The sequence below is a fragment of the Blastomonas natatoria genome (assembly GCF_003201955.1).
GTDB classification, from domain to species: domain Bacteria; phylum Pseudomonadota; class Alphaproteobacteria; order Sphingomonadales; family Sphingomonadaceae; genus Blastomonas; species Blastomonas natatoria.
This window is the reverse complement of the sequence record NZ_QJJM01000002.1, coordinates 279,421-295,877: the sequence shown is the minus strand read 5'-3', so window position 1 is coordinate 295,877 and position 16,457 is coordinate 279,421. Positions and strand designations below refer to the sequence as shown.

17 protein-coding genes are annotated in these 16,457 nt (G+C 62.2%); 7 read left to right on the top strand and 10 right to left on the bottom strand.

Features of this window, described 5'->3' with window-relative positions:
- The first annotated feature begins 75 nt into the window (after positions 1 to 75).
- The 6 genes from C7451_RS04025 (at position 76) to C7451_RS04000 (ending at position 9,797) form a co-directional block, all read left to right on the top strand.
- Positions 76 to 3,057, top strand: coding sequence for a TonB-dependent receptor domain-containing protein (locus tag C7451_RS04025; protein WP_110297667.1), 2,982 nt, complete (start codon positions 76 to 78; stop codon positions 3,055 to 3,057).
- A 39-nt stretch (positions 3,058 to 3,096) separates the two neighbouring features.
- Positions 3,097 to 4,662 carry a tetratricopeptide repeat-containing sulfotransferase family protein gene (locus tag C7451_RS04020; protein ID WP_110297666.1) on the top strand — a complete coding sequence of 522 codons (1,566 nt, stop codon included), beginning with the start codon at positions 3,097 to 3,099 and terminating at the stop codon, positions 4,660 to 4,662.
- Between the two features lie 114 nt (positions 4,663 to 4,776).
- Positions 4,777 to 6,057: an aspartyl/asparaginyl beta-hydroxylase domain-containing protein gene (locus tag C7451_RS04015; RefSeq protein ID WP_110297665.1), complete on the top strand. Its 1,281-nt coding sequence runs from the start codon at positions 4,777 to 4,779 to the stop codon at positions 6,055 to 6,057.
- Positions 6,058 to 6,082: 25 nt separating this feature from the next.
- A complete protein-coding gene (locus tag C7451_RS04010; protein WP_146215278.1) occupies positions 6,083 to 6,442 on the top strand; it encodes a hypothetical protein in 360 nt (119 codons plus the stop codon).
- 86 nt (positions 6,443 to 6,528) lie between these two features.
- Positions 6,529 to 8,709, top strand: a complete 2,181-nt coding sequence (locus C7451_RS04005) for a TonB-dependent receptor (protein ID WP_110297663.1) — start codon at positions 6,529 to 6,531, stop codon at positions 8,707 to 8,709.
- Positions 8,709 to 9,797 carry a PepSY-associated TM helix domain-containing protein gene (locus tag C7451_RS04000; RefSeq protein WP_110297662.1) on the top strand — a complete coding sequence of 363 codons (1,089 nt, stop codon included), beginning with the start codon at positions 8,709 to 8,711 and terminating at the stop codon, positions 9,795 to 9,797. Before C7451_RS04005 ends, C7451_RS04000 begins: the two co-directional genes overlap by 1 nt.
- Before the next feature lie 3 nt (positions 9,798 to 9,800).
- Here the strand turns inward: C7451_RS04000 and ruvB are convergent, their stop codons facing one another.
- The 9 genes from ruvB to C7451_RS03955 form a co-directional block, all read right to left on the bottom strand.
- A complete protein-coding gene (gene ruvB, locus C7451_RS03995; protein ID WP_110297661.1) occupies positions 9,801 to 10,823 on the bottom strand; it encodes a Holliday junction branch migration DNA helicase RuvB in 1,023 nt (340 codons plus the stop codon).
- The gene (locus tag C7451_RS03990; RefSeq protein ID WP_110297660.1) at positions 10,820 to 11,038 is read right to left on the bottom strand and encodes a type II toxin-antitoxin system HicA family toxin; all 219 of its coding nucleotides are present in this window, start codon (positions 11,036 to 11,038) and stop codon (positions 10,820 to 10,822) included. The genes ruvB and C7451_RS03990 overlap by 4 nt, the downstream gene beginning before the upstream one ends.
- Positions 11,031 to 11,237 (bottom strand): type II toxin-antitoxin system HicB family antitoxin, encoded by a 207-nt coding sequence (locus C7451_RS03985; protein WP_110297659.1) that lies wholly within the window; start codon positions 11,235 to 11,237, stop codon positions 11,031 to 11,033. The genes C7451_RS03990 and C7451_RS03985 overlap by 8 nt, the downstream gene beginning before the upstream one ends.
- Positions 11,238 to 11,266: 29 nt before the next feature.
- Positions 11,267 to 11,866 (bottom strand): Holliday junction branch migration protein RuvA, encoded by a 600-nt coding sequence (ruvA, locus tag C7451_RS03980; RefSeq protein ID WP_110297658.1) that lies wholly within the window; start codon positions 11,864 to 11,866, stop codon positions 11,267 to 11,269.
- Between the two features lie 159 nt (positions 11,867 to 12,025).
- Positions 12,026 to 12,511: a crossover junction endodeoxyribonuclease RuvC gene (gene ruvC, locus C7451_RS03975; RefSeq protein ID WP_110297657.1), complete on the bottom strand. Its 486-nt coding sequence runs from the start codon at positions 12,509 to 12,511 to the stop codon at positions 12,026 to 12,028.
- Between the two features lie 96 nt (positions 12,512 to 12,607).
- Positions 12,608 to 13,351 carry a YebC/PmpR family DNA-binding transcriptional regulator gene (locus tag C7451_RS03970; RefSeq protein ID WP_023837181.1) on the bottom strand — a complete coding sequence of 248 codons (744 nt, stop codon included), beginning with the start codon at positions 13,349 to 13,351 and terminating at the stop codon, positions 12,608 to 12,610.
- 68 nt (positions 13,352 to 13,419) lie between these two features.
- Positions 13,420 to 13,914, bottom strand: coding sequence for an arsinothricin resistance N-acetyltransferase ArsN1 family B (locus tag C7451_RS03965; RefSeq protein ID WP_110297656.1), 495 nt, complete (start codon positions 13,912 to 13,914; stop codon positions 13,420 to 13,422).
- Between the two features lie 7 nt (positions 13,915 to 13,921).
- Positions 13,922 to 14,164: a DUF2312 domain-containing protein gene (locus tag C7451_RS03960; RefSeq protein ID WP_060977056.1), complete on the bottom strand. Its 243-nt coding sequence runs from the start codon at positions 14,162 to 14,164 to the stop codon at positions 13,922 to 13,924.
- A 72-nt stretch (positions 14,165 to 14,236) separates the two neighbouring features.
- A complete protein-coding gene (locus C7451_RS03955; protein ID WP_110297655.1) occupies positions 14,237 to 14,560 on the bottom strand; it encodes a DUF1244 domain-containing protein in 324 nt (107 codons plus the stop codon).
- Positions 14,561 to 14,673: 113 nt separating this feature from the next.
- On the opposite strand from C7451_RS03955, the gene pyk reads away from it, so the two are divergent.
- Positions 14,674 to 16,131, top strand: coding sequence for a pyruvate kinase (pyk, locus tag C7451_RS03950; protein ID WP_110297654.1), 1,458 nt, complete (start codon positions 14,674 to 14,676; stop codon positions 16,129 to 16,131).
- On the opposite strand, the gene C7451_RS03945 is transcribed toward pyk, so the two are convergent.
- Positions 16,119 to 16,436, bottom strand: a complete 318-nt coding sequence (locus tag C7451_RS03945; RefSeq protein ID WP_279629486.1) for a PIN domain-containing protein — start codon at positions 16,434 to 16,436, stop codon at positions 16,119 to 16,121. The two genes, pyk and C7451_RS03945, sit on opposite strands and share 13 nt — an antisense overlap.
- Positions 16,437 to 16,457 lie beyond the last annotated feature (21 nt).

Below are 16,457 nucleotides of genomic sequence, written 5' to 3'. Positions count from 1 at the left end.
TGGTGGGCTAAAAAGACCTTCCAGAACTGGGTTTAGCCATGCCTCCGCGGCGCGGCGATCAAGGGGAAATACCACATGAAAACGCAATTTAAGCTGAGCCTGCTTGGCACCACGCTTCTTATTGGTGCTGCATCGCTGGCAACGCCTGCCTTTGCTCAGGACCAGGAGCAGGACACCGGCGCGCCGTCGAACGATGCGACCATCGTAGTCACCGGTTCGCTGATCTCGAACCCCAATGTCGTGGCCTCCAGCCCGGTCAACGTGACCACGGCGGAAGAAATCGAGCTGTTGCAGGCCAACGTCGCTGAAGAAATTCTTCGCGAAATTCCGGGCGTCGTCCCGGCGCTGGGTTCGGCCGTGAACAACGGTGCCAATGGTACCAACACCGTCAACCTGCGCGGTCTCGGTGCGAACCGCAACCTGGTGCTGCTCGACGGCAACCGTCTGGTGCCTGCAAACTTCGGCGGTTCGGTCGACCTCAACAACATTCCGCTGGCGCTGATCGAGCGCGTCGACGTGCTGACCGGTGGCGCTTCGACCACCTATGGCGCGGACGCTATCTCGGGCGTTGTCAACTTTGTAACCAAGCGTGACTTTGCCGGCGTGGAGATGTCGGCTTCGAACCGCATCACCGAAGAAGGTGATGGCAACGCTCTGCGCGCCGACCTGACCGTTGGTGCGAACTTCGACGATGGTCGCGGTAATGCCGTGCTGTCGATCGGCTATCAGGAAGTTGATCCTGTCTATCAGGGTGCGCGTCCGATTTCGCTGTTCCAGGTATCTTCGACCAGCGGTGTGGCTTCGGGTAACTCGCCAACGTCTATTCCGACCTCGTTCGCGTTCGACAACGCGGCCATCCCGGTTGACCCCGTGTTCGGTCTGACCCAGACCAATCCCGCTGGCGATGCGATCGTTCCTTTCTATGCGGGCTTCAACTTCAACCCGTTCAACATCTTCCAGACCCCGTTCGAACGTTTCAACATGTTCGGTCAGGCGCATTACGAGATTTCGGACTCGGTCGAAGTCTATACCCGTGGCCTGTTCTCGAAGAACACCGTCAGCGCTATCATCGCGCCGTCGGGCGTGTTCGGTGAAACTCTGACCGTCGGTCTGAACAACCCCTTCCTGACGCCGTCGATTCGTTCGACGCTCTGCATCGAAGGTGGCATCGCAGCGGCAGCCTGCACCCCGACCTCGACCGCAACCGTGACCATCCCCGGCGTGTATCGTCGTACGGTCGAAGTCGGTCCGCGTATCTCCGAATATGTCACGCAGGTGTTCGATTATCGCCTTGGCGTGAAGGTTGGTGTTACCGACACCATCAAGCTCGACGTGTCGGGTTCCTACGGTGAAAGCGAAAACCGCGAAACGCGTCAGAACTATGTGCTTCGTTCGCGTCTGCAGCAGGCTCTCACGCTGAATGCTGCGGGAACCGCTTGCGCCAACCCGGCAGGCGGATGCGTTCCGCTCAACCTGTTCGGTGCTGCCGGATCGATCACGCCTGCACAGGCGGCGTTTATCCGCGGTTCGAGCACCGTCACCAACAAGGCGTCGCTCGCTCAGGCCCGCGCATTGCTGGCTGGTGATTTCGGTTTCAGCATTCCGTCGGCATCGCAGCCGATCTCGTTTGCAATCGGTGGCGAGTATCGTGAATACACCGCCGCTCGCGAGCCGGATAACCTGGCAGCCGTGCCGGGTGAACTTGGTGGGGCCGGTGGTGCGATCCTGCCGCTGGACGGTGGCTACAACGTGTATGACGCGTTCGGCGAACTGAACGTTCCGATCGCATCGGATCAGCCGTTCTTCCACGACCTCTCGCTCGAAGCGGGTGTTCGCTATTCCAAGTACGAAGTCGACACCGCCGGTTCGCCGAGCTTCAGCGCGACCACCTACAAGATTGGTGGTAGCTGGGCGCCCGTCGAGGCCCTCCGCTTCCGCGGCAGCTTCCAGCGTGCGGTTCGTGCGCCGAACATCGGTGAACTGTTCGCTCCGGTCGTAACCGGTCTGGACAACCTTTCGGTTGACCCCTGCGCCGGCACCGGCGTCATCGGCAACGCTCTGCTTTCTGCAGTGTGTATCGCTCAGGGTGCGCCGGCGGGCCGTGTGGCTGCTGGCACCATTCCGCAGCCGGCAGCAGGCCAGGCCAACGTGACCGGCGGCGGCAACCCGCTGATCGGTCCCGAAAAGGCCGAAACGTATGCGCTTGGTTTCGTGTTCCAGCCGACCACGTTCCTCAGCGGTCTGACTGTCTCCATGGACTATTACAACATCGTCGTGGACAACGCGATCACGAACGCGACGCCGGGTGACATCATCCAGGGTTGCTTCGGTTCGCTGACCGCGGCCAGCGCGACCAGCCCGGCATGCACCGGCATCCGTCGTAACCCGACCACTGGTGCGCTGAGCGGAAGCACGGCCAACACCTTCGGTCTGCCGCAACCGCTGACCAACCTGGGCCGCCTGTCCACTGATGGTATCGATCTTTCGATCAACTATCGCACAGATCTCGGCTTCGCCACCCTGGGCTGGGCGTTCAACGGTAACTGGACCAACACGTCGAAGTTCCGTGCTTCGCCGACTGCATTCAACCGTGACTGCGTTGGCTATTACAGCGTGAACTGCCAGTCGATCCAGCCGGAGTTCTCGTTCAGCCAGCGTACCACGCTGGGCTTCGGCGATGTCGATGTCTCGCTGCTGTGGCGCTATATCGACTCGGTGCAGTATGAAGGCCAGGCTCCTGATGCGCTTACCGGTCGCGGCTTCACCAATGCCAACCGCAACCTGTTCCGTGGCACCGTCACCGGCGCAGGTCCGATGGTCGGTCGCCAGGTCGATTTCAACCGTATCCGCGCATATCATTACTTCGATCTGTCGACGCGGTTCTCGATCACCGACAATCTTGGTCTGACCATGACGGTGCTCAACCTGACCAACCAGAAGGCACCGCTCGTCGGCAACACGGCTGGTGCAACCGCATTCAACAGCGGTAACACCTATCCGTCGACCTATGACGCTCTGGGTCGTACCTTTGCTGTGTCGGCCAAGCTGAAGTTCTGATTTCAGACCTCTGGTTCAAGAAAACGGGGGGCAGCAGCAATGCTGCCCCCTTTTTCATATCTGGGGCTTGGCATAAATCAGGTGCCTGCCTGGCTGGAGCATGCACAGGCATGGCAGGACCTTACGGCGGAAGTGAAAAGGCGATGCATGGATAGCCGGAACATCTCGCAGCTCAGGCAGAGGGCGCATTCTGCCTTGCGGAATCCCTACCAGCCAGTCGCAGTCGAGGCGGTGGCCGCGCTGGCGGCGGCCGAAGATCATGTTGCAGATAACTGGTACAATCTCGCCTTTGTCCAGCGCATTCATGGCATGTTCGAACTTGCGCTGCAGAGTTATGACAAGGCGATCCGGCGGGGAATTCGTGGAGCGCAGGATGTCCATCTCAACCGCTCGGTCATCTTTTCGGAATTTCTCGATAATCCGGAAGCTGCGCACTGCGAACTGCGCCACGCCTTGGCCATCGCTCCCGACTTTGATGCGGCCTGGCTCAACCTGGCCCTGCTGGCAGAGGATGCGGGCGATGTCGCGGCGGCCCGACAAGCCTATCGATCATTGCTGGACTGTCATCAGCATCATCCGATGGCGGTTGCGCGGCTTGCTCGATTGCTTGACCCTGATGCCGGAATAGATCTCGTCCGCACCGCGCTTCAACGCCGCAATTTCGATGTCGATCTTGCCGGCGATCTATGGTCGAGCCTTGCTTATCTGCTCGATAAGTCGGGCGATTATGATGAAGCCTTCCAGGCGGCAGTGCAGGCGAAGCGCTTCGCTGCAAGCTTGATACCGGCGCCTCATCGTTACGACCCGGACCAGACGGATCGATTGGTTGCCGCGCTGCAGATTGAACAGGTGCCCAACCTCGAACCTGAATGCGAAGGGCCTATGCCGATCTATATCTGCGGCATGTTCCGTTCCGGATCGACCCTCGTTGAATCGCTGTTAGGTCGCCACAGCGCGATTACCCCATGTGGAGAACGCGAGGCCTTGCCGCGCCTGATCGGCTCTTATCGCTCATCGCCCCCGGCACCGCAGGCCAAGCTTGACGCATTGGTCAATATGCGTCGCCAATACCGCCAGTCGCTTAAGCATCTGGCGATCGCGACTCCTTGGTTTACCGATAAGCGCCCGGACAATATTCAGCACCTGTCAGTTGCCAAGGCCATGTTCGGACAGGCGCGGATATTGATAACTGCACGGCATCCACTCGACAATCTCATCAGCTGCTTCTTGCTCAATTTCGATGTGCAAGTGCCCTATGCTGTCGATCTAGATCATATCTGCCATTGGATGGTCAAATCTCGCGAACTGGCACAGACTTGGCATGCGCGATGGCCGAACGATGTCTACACTGTTCAGTATGAGGCGCTGGTGGCCGAACCTAGAGCGTGCCTGGCCCCGGTTCTGAACAGCTTGTCCCTGCCTTGGGAGGCCGCATGTCTCGACCCGGCAACAGCATTGCCCGCCACCAGAACGCCCAGTTCGATCGATATTCGCAAGCCCGTCTATCAGCGGTCGGTCGGCCGTTGGCGGAATTATGCACGCCACCTCGGGCCTCAGATCGACTTCTGCATGAAGGCTGGCCTGCTGGATGCCGAAGGCCTGTAATGTGCTCCTGCTTTACACGCGTAAACTAGGTCGCGTCTTTCCATGCTATTGCACTGTGTCGGGTACCGGTTCACATAAACTTGTGAGGATTGGTAGTGGGTTCAAGGGGGAAGAATGAACCAGGTGGAAAGGCTGCTGACAGCGGCAACGGCAGCGCAACGCGAAGGTAACTTTGCTCGCGCGCGCCAGATTCTGGCGGAACTGCATGGCGTCGCGCCAGCCGAGCCGAGAGCGCATAACATGCTGGGCATGATGGCGTTGGCGGAAGATGATCCGAAGGGTGCAGTGGCTGCATTCGAACGCGCGATTGCTGGCGACCCAACGGAGCCGGCATTGCGCCTCAATCTGGCGGCGGCTGCGCGTCGGGCCGGCGATGACGAGCGTGAACAGGCGGCGCTGGATAACGCCATTGCGATCGATCAGCGTAACTTTACCGCCTGGTTGCGCAAGGCAGAATTGCATGTTCGGCAAAACAATGTGGCGGACGGTGTCAAGGCTTGGAGCGCGGCTTTGGCACTATCCAAGCATATAACACCGTTACCGACGGGTTTGGCCGATACGTTGGCAAGGGGCGGGGCGTGGCTCGCCGAGCAAACGTCGCGCTTTTCAGCAGCGCTGGACAGCGCGTTGGTTGACGTGCGGGCGAACTATGGCAAGCAGCAGCTCGCGCGTTTTGACGCCTGTATCGAAACCATGCTCGGCCGCCGCAAGATTTATACTAACCAGTGCGAAGGTATCCACTACCCGTTTCTTCCTGCCTATGAGTTCTTCGATCGCGCGCTGTTTCCTTGGATGGCGGAATTTGAGGCGCACTCGCCTGCCATTCGGCAGGAACTGTTGGCATTGCTTCAGTCTGGTGAAGAGGGGCTTGAGCCCTATGTGCAGCAGGAGCCTGGCACGCCGGAGAACATCTGGTCGTCGCTCAACCATTCGCTCGATTGGAGCGCCTATTTTCTATGGAATTACGGTAGGCGGATCGATCAGGCCTGCGAGAAATGTCCGACAACTGCTGCGGCCCTGGAACTAGTGCCGCGCATCGAATTGCCCAGCAGGGCACCGACCGCCTTTTTCTCGATCCTCAAGCCGAAAAAGCACATCCCACCCCATACCGGGGTGACCAATGCGCGGACCATCGTCCACCTTCCACTGATCGTGCCTGAAGGTTGCCGGTTCCGCGTGGGCGGTGAAACGCGTGCCTGGGTGGAAGGAGAGGCGTTCGCCTTTGATGACACGATCGAGCATGAAGCGTGGAACGACAGTGATGAACTCCGTGCCGTCCTGATTCTCGACGTCTGGAACCCGTATATCGAAGCGCACGAGCGCTCGCTGCTTCAGGCGATGTGCAAGGCCGCAGACAGTTCGGGCTTCAATCCCGGCATGAGCGATGCGCGGTAACCGGTTAGCTACGTCAGCAGCAACGGTGCGGGTGGTTTCGATCGTAAGAACAGGCTATAAGGATGGCCGCGACCTAGGGAAAAAGGGGTTTGAAATGAAGCAAATCTTTGCTGTTGCCAGTCTTGCCATCCTGCTGGGCAGCGCGCCCGTGATGGCGCAAGCCAAGACCCCGGAAAAAAAGCAGTCCGCCAAGACGGCGAATGCGGATGACAGCAAGATCCGCTGTCGGGAAATCCAGCAGACCGGCTCGCTCGTCCGCAGCACCAAGGTTTGCAAGACCCTTGCCGAGTGGCGCCAGATCAACGAGCAGGGAAATCGTGCCGCGCGCGCGATCCTGGAAAACAACCAGATCTGCCCTGACCAGACGGTGTGTGGAGGCAGCTGAGGAAGCGGCGCATTTGCGGTTAATAATGCGAATGCCTTGCAATAGATGATATGGAGCGCTAGGGGCCTTCCCGAAAGGGATTCTCCATGCGTCATATCATGATCTTGTCGGCCGTTCTGATGGCGAGCGCCGCTGCTCCCGCGCTTGCTCATACCGCCGGCTCAGGCGCGAGAGAGCCGGGCCAGGAGGAAACCGATACGGTTGGTAAGGATGCCGACATCGTTGTCACCGCTGCACGTACGATCCTGCCACCCAATGCGCTGCCTTTGACAATCGATATCATTAACAAGCAGGCTCTCGACCAGCAGATCATCCTGTCCGGCTCGGTCACCGATGCCGTTGCGACATTGACGCCCTCATTTTCGCCGACACGCGGTAAGCTGTCCGGTGCGGGGGAGACGCTGCGTGGGCGGTCGCCACTTTATGCGATCAACGGCATCCCCCAGTCGACGCCGCTGCGCGATGGCAGCCGCGACGGTTTCACCATCGACGGCTTCTTCGTTGAGCATGTCGAGCTGATTTACGGCTCCAATGCGCTGCAGGGCATTGGCGGTACCGGTGGCATCGTCAATCAGGTCACCGTCGGCGCGCCGAAGCAGGAAGGCCTGTCGGGCCGTGTGCTGCTACAGGGCACCGCCGACAATGACTTCCGGTCGGACGGTTTCGGCGCGAAGGTCGCCGGTCTCGTCCAGTACAAGGCGGACCGGTTCGATGCGACGGTGGGGGCTTCCTATGAGCGGCGCGGCGTGTTCTACGATGCGCACGGCCGGGCCGTTGGCATCAACCTGACCCAGGGCGAGACGCAAACGTCAAACACGCTCTCGCTGTTCGGGCGGTTCGGCTATGCCTTGTCTTCGACCGCGCGGATCGACCTGATGGCCAGCCGCTATGAGCTGAAGGGCGACGGGGAATATGTAGCGGTGGCGGGCAATCGCCTGACCGGTCGGCCGACCAGCGCTGTCAGGGGCACGCCTCCCGGCGAACCCGCTGCGAACCGGACCGAAAGTGTTGCGCTGACGATCACCGATACCGATCTTGCCGGGGGTAATTTCGTCAGCCAGATTTTCTTCAATCGCACCCGGGACACGTTCGGCGGCGAACTAGGTCCGATCGCGACCTTTCAAGACGAGCGTATTGCTCCGGTCGGTGCATTGTTCGACCAGTCGCAGAATCGCTCGCGCAAGCTCGGTGGCAAGGTCAGCTATGAACGCGCGATGCCCGGCTTCGAGGACCTCACTGCCATTGTCGGTTTCGACGCCCTGTTCGACAAGACCGAGCAGCGGCTGATCGCAACGGACCGAATCTGGGTACCGCCGACCGATTTCCGCAGCCTCGCACCCTTTGCCCAGGCGAACCTCAAGCTGTTCGATGGTGTGGTGCGCCTTGCCGGTGGCGCGCGCTGGGAAAGTGTCGAGATCAAGATCGACGACTATACGACTATTGCCACCACCACGACGCCGCGCGGTGGGGTATTGGTGAGCGGTGGTAGCCCCAAGTTCGACGATGTGCTGTTCAACGGCGGTGTCATCATCGAACCTGCGCAGGGCATCCGGCTATATGCCAGCTATGCTGAGGGCTTCACGGTCCCGGATGTGGGGCGCATTACGCGCGCTATCGGAACTCGGGGGGTCGACTTGGACAATTTCCTCGACATCAGCCCGATCGTATCGAACAACCGCGAAATCGGCGCCGAGGTAAAACGCGGACCGATCGATGCCAGCGTGACTTATTTCTGGTCGTCGAGCACGCGCGGCCAGCTGCTCGTCGCGCGACCCGACGGCATTTTCGACGTCCAGCGACAGCGGATCGAGATTGAGGGGCTCGAGCTCAATCTGGGCGTGCAGTTGCCGATCGACGGACTGCGCGTTTCGGCCGGCTATGCCCATATCCTGGGGCGCACCGACACCAATGGCGACGACCGTGTCGATACCGATCTTGACGGCACCAACATCTCGCCCGACCGTCTTAATCTCGCCGCCAGTTTCGACCGGGGCAAGCTTTCGGCACGGGTGCAGACCCAGATCTATTTCTCTCGAACCTTCAACGGTCTGGTCCGCGACCCGCGCAACGATTTTGGCGGCTACACGCTGACCGATGCCTATATCGGCTATGATGTCGGTCCGGGCCGGGTGATCCTGAGCGCGCAGAACATCTTCAACCGCCAGTATATCGACTATAACAGCGATGTGCGGCTGCCGACGGACAACCTGTCTTTCTTCGCCGGACGCGGTCGCACGATGACGCTCGCCTGGGACATGCGTTTCTGATGAAGACGCTCGATCTTCTGCATCGCTGGACCGGAGGGCTGATCGGCCTGGTGCTGGCGGTGCTGGGGTTGAGCGGAACGCTGCTGCTGCACCGCGATGCGTGGATCTCGCTGCCGCATGCCAGTGATGAGCAGGTGCAGGAGACGGCACGCCTGATCGCCGCGACCGAACGGTTGATGGCCGATCCCGCGAACCGACCGGGCAGCATTGTCTTTGCCAGTGACAGTCTGGGGCTTAACCGGCTGTCCTTAGGCAAGGAGGCGGGCGCCTATGCCGACCAGACGGGCAACATCATCACCCAATGGAGTGACGGCTGGCAGCGGCCTGAGCTATTCCTGTTCGATCTGCACCACCACCTTCTTTCCGGCGAGACGGGTGAGACCTTGATCGGCATTGCGGGCCTTTGCGGCCTGTTCTTCGTGATCAGCGGTTCGATATTGTGGTGGCGCACACGCCGGACATTCCGCTTCCGGCTGTTCCCGACGCGGTTCAGTCGTCCCGCGATCCTGTGGCATCACCGTGATCTGGGCATCGTGTTTGCGCCTTTACTTCTGCTCGTGATGTTCACCGGAACCACGATGATCTTTCGCCCGGTAACGGCGCTGGTGCTGGGTCTTTCGGCCCCTGCAACGATCGAGGCATCGTTCAAGCCGCCTGAAGCGACCTATGGCCCGCTCGCCAAAAATCCCGATTGGGCGGCCATGATCGGCACGGCGTGGCAACGCTTTCCCGATGCCGAGATCCGCATCCTCAGCCTGCCACGCGAGCCCGGCAAGCCCATCACCCTGCGGATGAAGCAGCCTGAGGAATGGCTGCCCAATGGCCGCACCACCCTGTGGTTCGCGCCCGATACGGGGCAACTGATCGAAGCGCGCGATGCGCTTAAGCTGCCTGGCGCAGCGCAGGCGTTCAACACCTTCTATCCCTTGCATGCCGCCAAGGTGGGCGGCTTGCCCTATCGGTTGGTGATGACCCTGGTCGGGCTGGCGCTCAGCCTGTTGGGATCGCTGACGGTCTGGACCTTCTGGTTCCGCCGCAAGCCCCCGCGGCGTCCGGTGCCGGTCAAGGTAACGGTCCCTGCCGAGTAATCCCTACAGTTCGAACAGGCCTTCCTGCGCACCCTCGGGCGGGTTGAGGCCCAGATGCTTCCACCCGCGCGCATTGAGGCAGCGCCCGCGTGCCGTTCGCGCGATCAGGCCGAGCTGGATCAGATAGGGTTCGATCACGTCCTCTATCGTGTCGCGCGGTTCGGAAAGGCCCGCTGCCAGCGTTTCTACCCCAACCGGGCCGCCGCGATATATGTCCGCGATCATCATCAGATAGCGCCGGTCCATCGCATCGAGGCCCAGGCTGTCGACCTCCAGCCGGGTGAGCGCGGCATCGGCAGCGGCGGCGTTGACCGTGGCGTGCCCTGCGACATTGGCAAAATCGCGCACCCGGCGCAGCAGCCTTCCAGCGACACGCGGGGTGCCGCGCGCGCGCCGTGCGATCTCGGTCGCGCCGTCCTTCGCGATCGCAAGACCCAGCAACCGTGCCGCGCGGCTGACGACAAGTTCCAGCTCTTCCACCGTGTAGAAATTCAGCCGCACCGGAATGCCGAAGCGGTCGCGCAGGGGGGTGGTGAGTAGGCCCTGGCGCGTTGTCGCACCGATCAGCGTGAAGGCGGGCAGGTCGATCCGCACGCTGCGCGCGGAGGGACCTTCGCCGATGATCAGATCGAGCGCGCGGTCCTCCATCGCCGGGTAGAGCACCTCCTCGACCACCGGATTGAGCCGGTGGATCTCGTCGATGAACAGCACATCGCCTTCTTCGAGGTTGGTCAGCAACGCGGCAAGATCGCCCGACTTGGCGATGACCGGGCCGGAGGTCGCGCGAAAGCCGACGCCCATTTCGCGCGCGATGATCTGCGCGAGCGTGGTCTTGCCCAGCCCCGGCGGGCCGAACAGCAGCACATGGTCGAGCGCCTCGGACCGCCCCCGCGCCGCCTCGATGAACACGCGCAGATTGTCGCGCGCCGCCGCCTGGCCGATGAACTCGGCCAGCGTCTTCGGGCGCAGCGCCGCGTCTTGGTCTTCCGGGATGCGGTCGGGGGTGAGGAGGCGGTCTGTGGTCACTTAATTGCCTTGAAAAATTCGTCCTGCGAGACCTCAGCCTGACGGATGATCCCGGCCAATGTTCCGGTTTTCACCGGCTTGTGCAACGGAACCACGGTTCCCTGCGATCCGCGCCGCATGACCACATGGCTCCCGCGCTGTCGTACTTGCATGAAACCGAGCCTCTCCAAGGCCTTGATAACCTCCTGCCCTGAAAGGACAGGAAGTTTAGGCATTTTCCTGCACGGCGAACGTCGTGACAATGGGGGCACCGCTCAGCTTCATCGGGAATTCCTCCAGATATAGCTCGACGGCTTCACGTAGGTTCGCGATCGCCTCGTCCAGCGTGTCTCCTTGGCTGGTTGTACCCGTTTCCGGGTTCAGCGCGACGAACCCACCTTCCTCGGCGCGGGTGAGAACAGCGGTGACCTGCATGGCGTTTTCCTTTTGGCGTTTCCGTCCTCTTAGCGCGCCGCCTTCTTCAGCGCCATACGCACCAGTGCGTCGAGGCTCGCGCTATCGCCGATCTCGCCCTCCGCTTCGGCCACGGCGCGGGCCGCTTCGGCGGGTTTGAAGCCGAGATTCTGGAGCGCGGAGACGGCATCGGCGGCGTGGTTGCCGACCGGGGTGACCGTGCCGAGCCCACCAGGGCCGAGCGCGATCACACCCATCTTGTCCTTGAGCTCGTTGCAGATGCGCACCGCCAGCTTGGGGCCCACACCCTGGGCGCGCGCGATCATTGCCTTGTCAGATTGGGCTACGGCGCGCGCGAGTTCCTCAGGCGTCAGGGCGGAAAGGATGGCGAGCGCCACTTTCGATCCCACGCCCTGCACGCTGGTGAGCAAACGGAAACCATCGCGCTCGCTCGCCGAGGCAAAGCCGATCAGCCGCATGTCGGTCTCGCTCACCTGCATCTCGGTGTGCAGCACCACCTTGTCGCCGCGCGCGCCGAGGTTGGACAGGGTGCGTGAGGAGGCGAACACCAGATAGCCGACGCCGCCCACGTCGATGACCGCATGGTCGTGTGCAGTGCTGTCCAGCAGTCCGGTAAGCTTGGCTATCATTTCATTCTTCCCTCTCCCCTCCGCGGGAGAGGGTTGCGCAGACTTGGGCGCATGCGCCCTGGTCGGAGCTGGGTGAGGGGTGCCACACCCTCTCCAAGCTGCGCTAGCCGCTTGCGCGGCAAGCTTCGCTATCCTCTCCCGTCGAGGGAGAGGAGGGGGTTAGCGCAGTTTTTCGAAGGCCGCCAGATGCGCATGGGTGATAGCGACCGCGAGCGCATCGGCGGCATCCGGCCCTGCGATCTGTACGCCGGGCAGCAGCCTCTGCACCATCGCGTCGATCTGCACCTTTTCCGCAGCGCCGGTGCCGACAATGGCCTTCTTGATGAGGCGCGGCGCATATTCGCCGACGCTCAAGCCGGCGCGCGCCAGGCTGAGCATCAGGCCCCCCCGCGCCTGGACGAGCTTGAGTGTCGTCTGCGGGTTCTTGTTGACATAGATCTCCTCGATCGCCGCTGCATCGGGCCGGTAATCGGTGACGATCGCGGCGAGCGCGGTGTCGAGTTCGAGCAGCCGCGAGGGCAGGGGGGCCTTGGCGTTGGTCCTGATCTGCCCATTGGCGATATGGCTGAGGCGATTGCCCTGATAGCGGATCACGCCCCATCCGGTGGTGCCGAGGCCAGGGTCGATGCCAAGGATGAGGGTCATGATGCTGGCGAAAGTCCCGTTTGTCCCGAGCGCAGTCGAGGGACGTCGCACAACGTCCCTCGACTGCGCTCGGGACAAACGGCGGGGGAGAAGGCGTTAACCCAGCTTCTCCATCACCGCGTCCGACACCTCGTAATTGCCCCAGACGGTCTGCACGTCGTCGTCATCGTCGAGGGCGTCGATCAGCTTGAACAGCGATTGCGCGTCGGCTTCGGCGACGTCGACCTTGACCTGCGGGCGCCAGGCGAGCTTGACGCTCTCGGCTTCACCCAGCGTCTTTTCCAGGGCTCCTGCGACCGCGTGCAGGTCTTCCATACTGGTCCAGATATCGTGCCCGTCCTCGGTCGACTCGATATCTTCGGCGCCTGCTTCCATCGCGGCTTCGAGCACCTTTTCCTCGTCGCCGGCGCTCGCCGGATAGGTGATCAGACCCATGCGGTCGAAGCCGTGGCTCACCGCGCCCGATGCGCCGAGGTTTCCGCCATTCTTGCTGAACGCGGTGCGGACGTTGGTCGCGGTGCGGTTGCGGTTGTCGGTCAGCGCCTCGACGATCAGCGCGATGCCGCCAGGGCCATAGCCCTCATAGCGGATTTCCTCGTAATCCTCGCCGCCGGCGGCGGCTGCCTTGTCGATAGCGCGCTGGATATTGTCCTTGGGCATGGACTGAGCCTTGGCGGCGTTGACCGCAAGGCGCAGGCGCGGGTTCATGTCCGGATCGGGCAGGCCCATCTTGGCCGCGACGGTGATTTCGCGGCTGAGCTTGGAAAACATGGCCGAGCGCTTCTTGTCCTGCGCGCCCTTGCGATGCATGATGTTCTTGAATTTACTATGGCCTGCCATGGCGGATTTCTGCCTGCTTTATGGGTGGATGTACGTGCTGGAGCGGGCCTTTACACCAGCGGGGGCGATCAAAGCAACCGCTGCCACCAGCCGACATCGCGCCAGGCGCCCAGCTTCCAGCCGACTTCGCGATAGATGCCGACCGGCGCCATGCCCATGGCCTCGTGCAGCGCTATGCTTGCCGGGTTGGGCAGCGCGATCCCGGCGAACACGGCGTGGATCGATTTCGTCCTCAGCCTGTCGAACAGGGCGGTATAGAGCGCGCGGCCCACGCCCTGGCCCCTCGCATGATCGGCAATATAGATGGCGATGTCGGCAGATGTTGCATAAGCGGCGCGGACGCGGTGAGGGCTGGCATAGGCATAGCCGAGTATCACGCCGTCTCGCTCGGCGACCAGCCAGGCGTGCGACCGGCCGTATTCGGCGATCCGCCGCGCCATTTCCCCCGCATCGGGCGCTTCGGTCTCGAAGCTCACCCAGCTGTTTTCGACATGGGGGGCGTAGATGGCGGCGAGTTCGGCTCCGTCGTCGGGGTGGCCGTCGCGGATGTCGAACGCCGCCATCGCGCAATCAGCCGAGGCCGAGGGCCGCCTTGTAGGTGTCCAGGATGGCTTCCATTTCCTGGCGATCGTGCGGCTCCATCTTCCGCAGGCGGACGATCTGGCGCATGATCTTGGCGTCATAGCCCTGCGACTTGGCTTCGTTATAGGTATCGCGGATGTCATCAGCGACGCCCTTGCGTTCCTCTTCCAGACGCTCGATGCGTTCGATGAAAAGGCGCAGCTGGTCGTCGGCGGAAATGGTTTCGCTCATCGCTAAGGTCTTTCAACAAGGGGGTGGGAGCACCGGGCGAATCCCCGGCGCGGAATCATTCGGAGCGCCCCCTTAATGGGGGTGAGCATTCTTCGCCACGCTTTCCTTCATCCGGGTGAGCTGCTCTTCGCTCGCCTCGCCCTGATAGCGCGATTTCCAGGTGGCAAAGTCCATGCCGTAGATGAGCTGGCGCGCGGCATCGCGGTCGGACGCGCCGCCGGCTTCCATCACCCAATCGGCCAGGCAGTTGCGGCAGAACCCGGCGAGCCCCATCAGGTCGATATTCTCTGCATCATGGCGGTGGCGCAGATGCGCGACCAGCCGACGGAACGCGGCAGCGGCGACGTCATCAGGAATGTCGACTTGCGACGGCGGGGCAGGAACGGCTTGGGTCATGGCATTTTTTCCATATGGGTTTTGCGATTGGCGAGGAACTGGCCTAAGCGTGAGGCGACGCTGCCGCTACGCCTTGCTGGCCTTAGCGGCCATCACCAGTTCAAAGGACAAAGATGAGCAAGACTATCGCCAAGCGCAGTCGCAAGGTCAAGATTCTGGCGACCTTGGGCCCCGCCAGCAATAGCCCCGAGATGATCGAGAAGCTGTTCCGCGCCGGGGCCGATGCGTTCCGCGTCAACATGAGCCATGGCGAGCATGCAACGCATGCCGCGACGATCAACGCGATCCGGCAGATCGAAACCAGGCTGCAGCGCCCGATCACCATCCTGTGCGATCTGCAGGGCCCCAAGCTGCGCGTCGGCACGTTCGAGGGCGGAAAGGCATTCCTGAAGCACGGCCAGCATTTCACGCTCGATTCGAACCCGGAAGCCGGCAACGACCAGCGTGCCTATCTGCCGCACAAGGAGATTTTCGCCGCACTCGACAAGGGCCAGCGGCTGCTGATCGACGATGGCAAGATGGTGCTGCGCGTACTTCGCCCGGGCGAAACCGAAATCCTGTGTTCGGTCGAGGTTGGCGGTTTCATCTCGGATCGCAAGGGTCTGAACGTCCCTGACAGCCTGGTGCCGATGGCGGCGCTGACCGAGAAGGACCGACGCGATCTTGCCTTTGCGCTCGACATGGGGGCAGACTGGATTGCCCTGAGCTTCGTGCAGCGGCCCGATGACGTTGCCGAGGCGCGCAGCCTGATCGGCGGGCGTGCGGCGCTGATCGCCAAGATCGAGAAGCCCGCTGCCCTGGCTTCGCTCGAAGCGATCATCGAGCTGTCCGACGCGGTGATGGTGGCCCGCGGCGATCTGGGCGTGGAGATGGCACCCGAGGAGGTGCCGGTGATGCAGAAGCGCATCGTCGAGACGGCTCGTCGTTCGGGCAAGCCGGTGGTCGTCGCGACCCAGATGCTCGAATCCATGATTACCAGCCCTTCGCCGACCCGTGCGGAGGTATCTGACGTCGCCAACGCGGTCTATGACGGGGCGGACGCGGTGATGCTCTCGGCCGAGACGGCGGCGGGCGACTGGCCAGAACTGGCCGTCGGCATGATGGACCGGATCGCGACCCAAGTGGAAAGCGACCCCGGCTATGCGGCGCGGGTGCACTTCATCGAGACGCTGCCCGATGCGACCACCGCCGATGCGCTGTCGGCTGCCTGCAGCGAGATCGCCAATACCGTCCGGGTGAGCGCGATCGTATGCTTCACTCTTTCAGGATCGACGGCGCGGCGTGTTTCGCGCGAGCGCCCAGCAGTGCCGGTGATGGTGCTTACCCCCTCGCGCGAGACGGCCCGCCGCGTCGGCCTGCTCTGGGGCGCCTATCCGGTCGTCACCCGCGATATCGGCAGCTTCGAGGAGATGATCGGCAAGGGCAAGCGCATGGCGCTGCGCCATGGCTTTGGCGAGGCAGGCGGGCGGATCATTGCGCTCGCCGGTGTGCCGTTCGGTACGCCCGGATCGACCAACGTGCTGCACATCGTGACGCTGACCGGCGAGGAGCTCAAGGGCTACAAGGGCTGATAGGTCAGCGGGTGTTCGAGCATCGCGCGGTCGCGCGTCAGCAACCGCGCGCCGCTCTGTTGCGCCTGGACGAGCAGCAGTTCGTCAAACGGGTCCTTGTGCGCGATGGGGATGTGGAGAGGGGCGGCCGCGGTTTCGGCATTGAGCGGAAGAATGTCGAGGCCCATGCGCCTGAGCGAGCCCAAAAGCGGTGTCGGGTCACCCGGCCCCTTGCGCGCTCCGGACACATGAAAGCTGTTCCATTTGAGACGCAGCTCCCAGATTGTGACCGTCGAGACCAGAATCTCATTGTCAGAAGCCGTCAGCGTCGCGAGTTCATGGCCAGT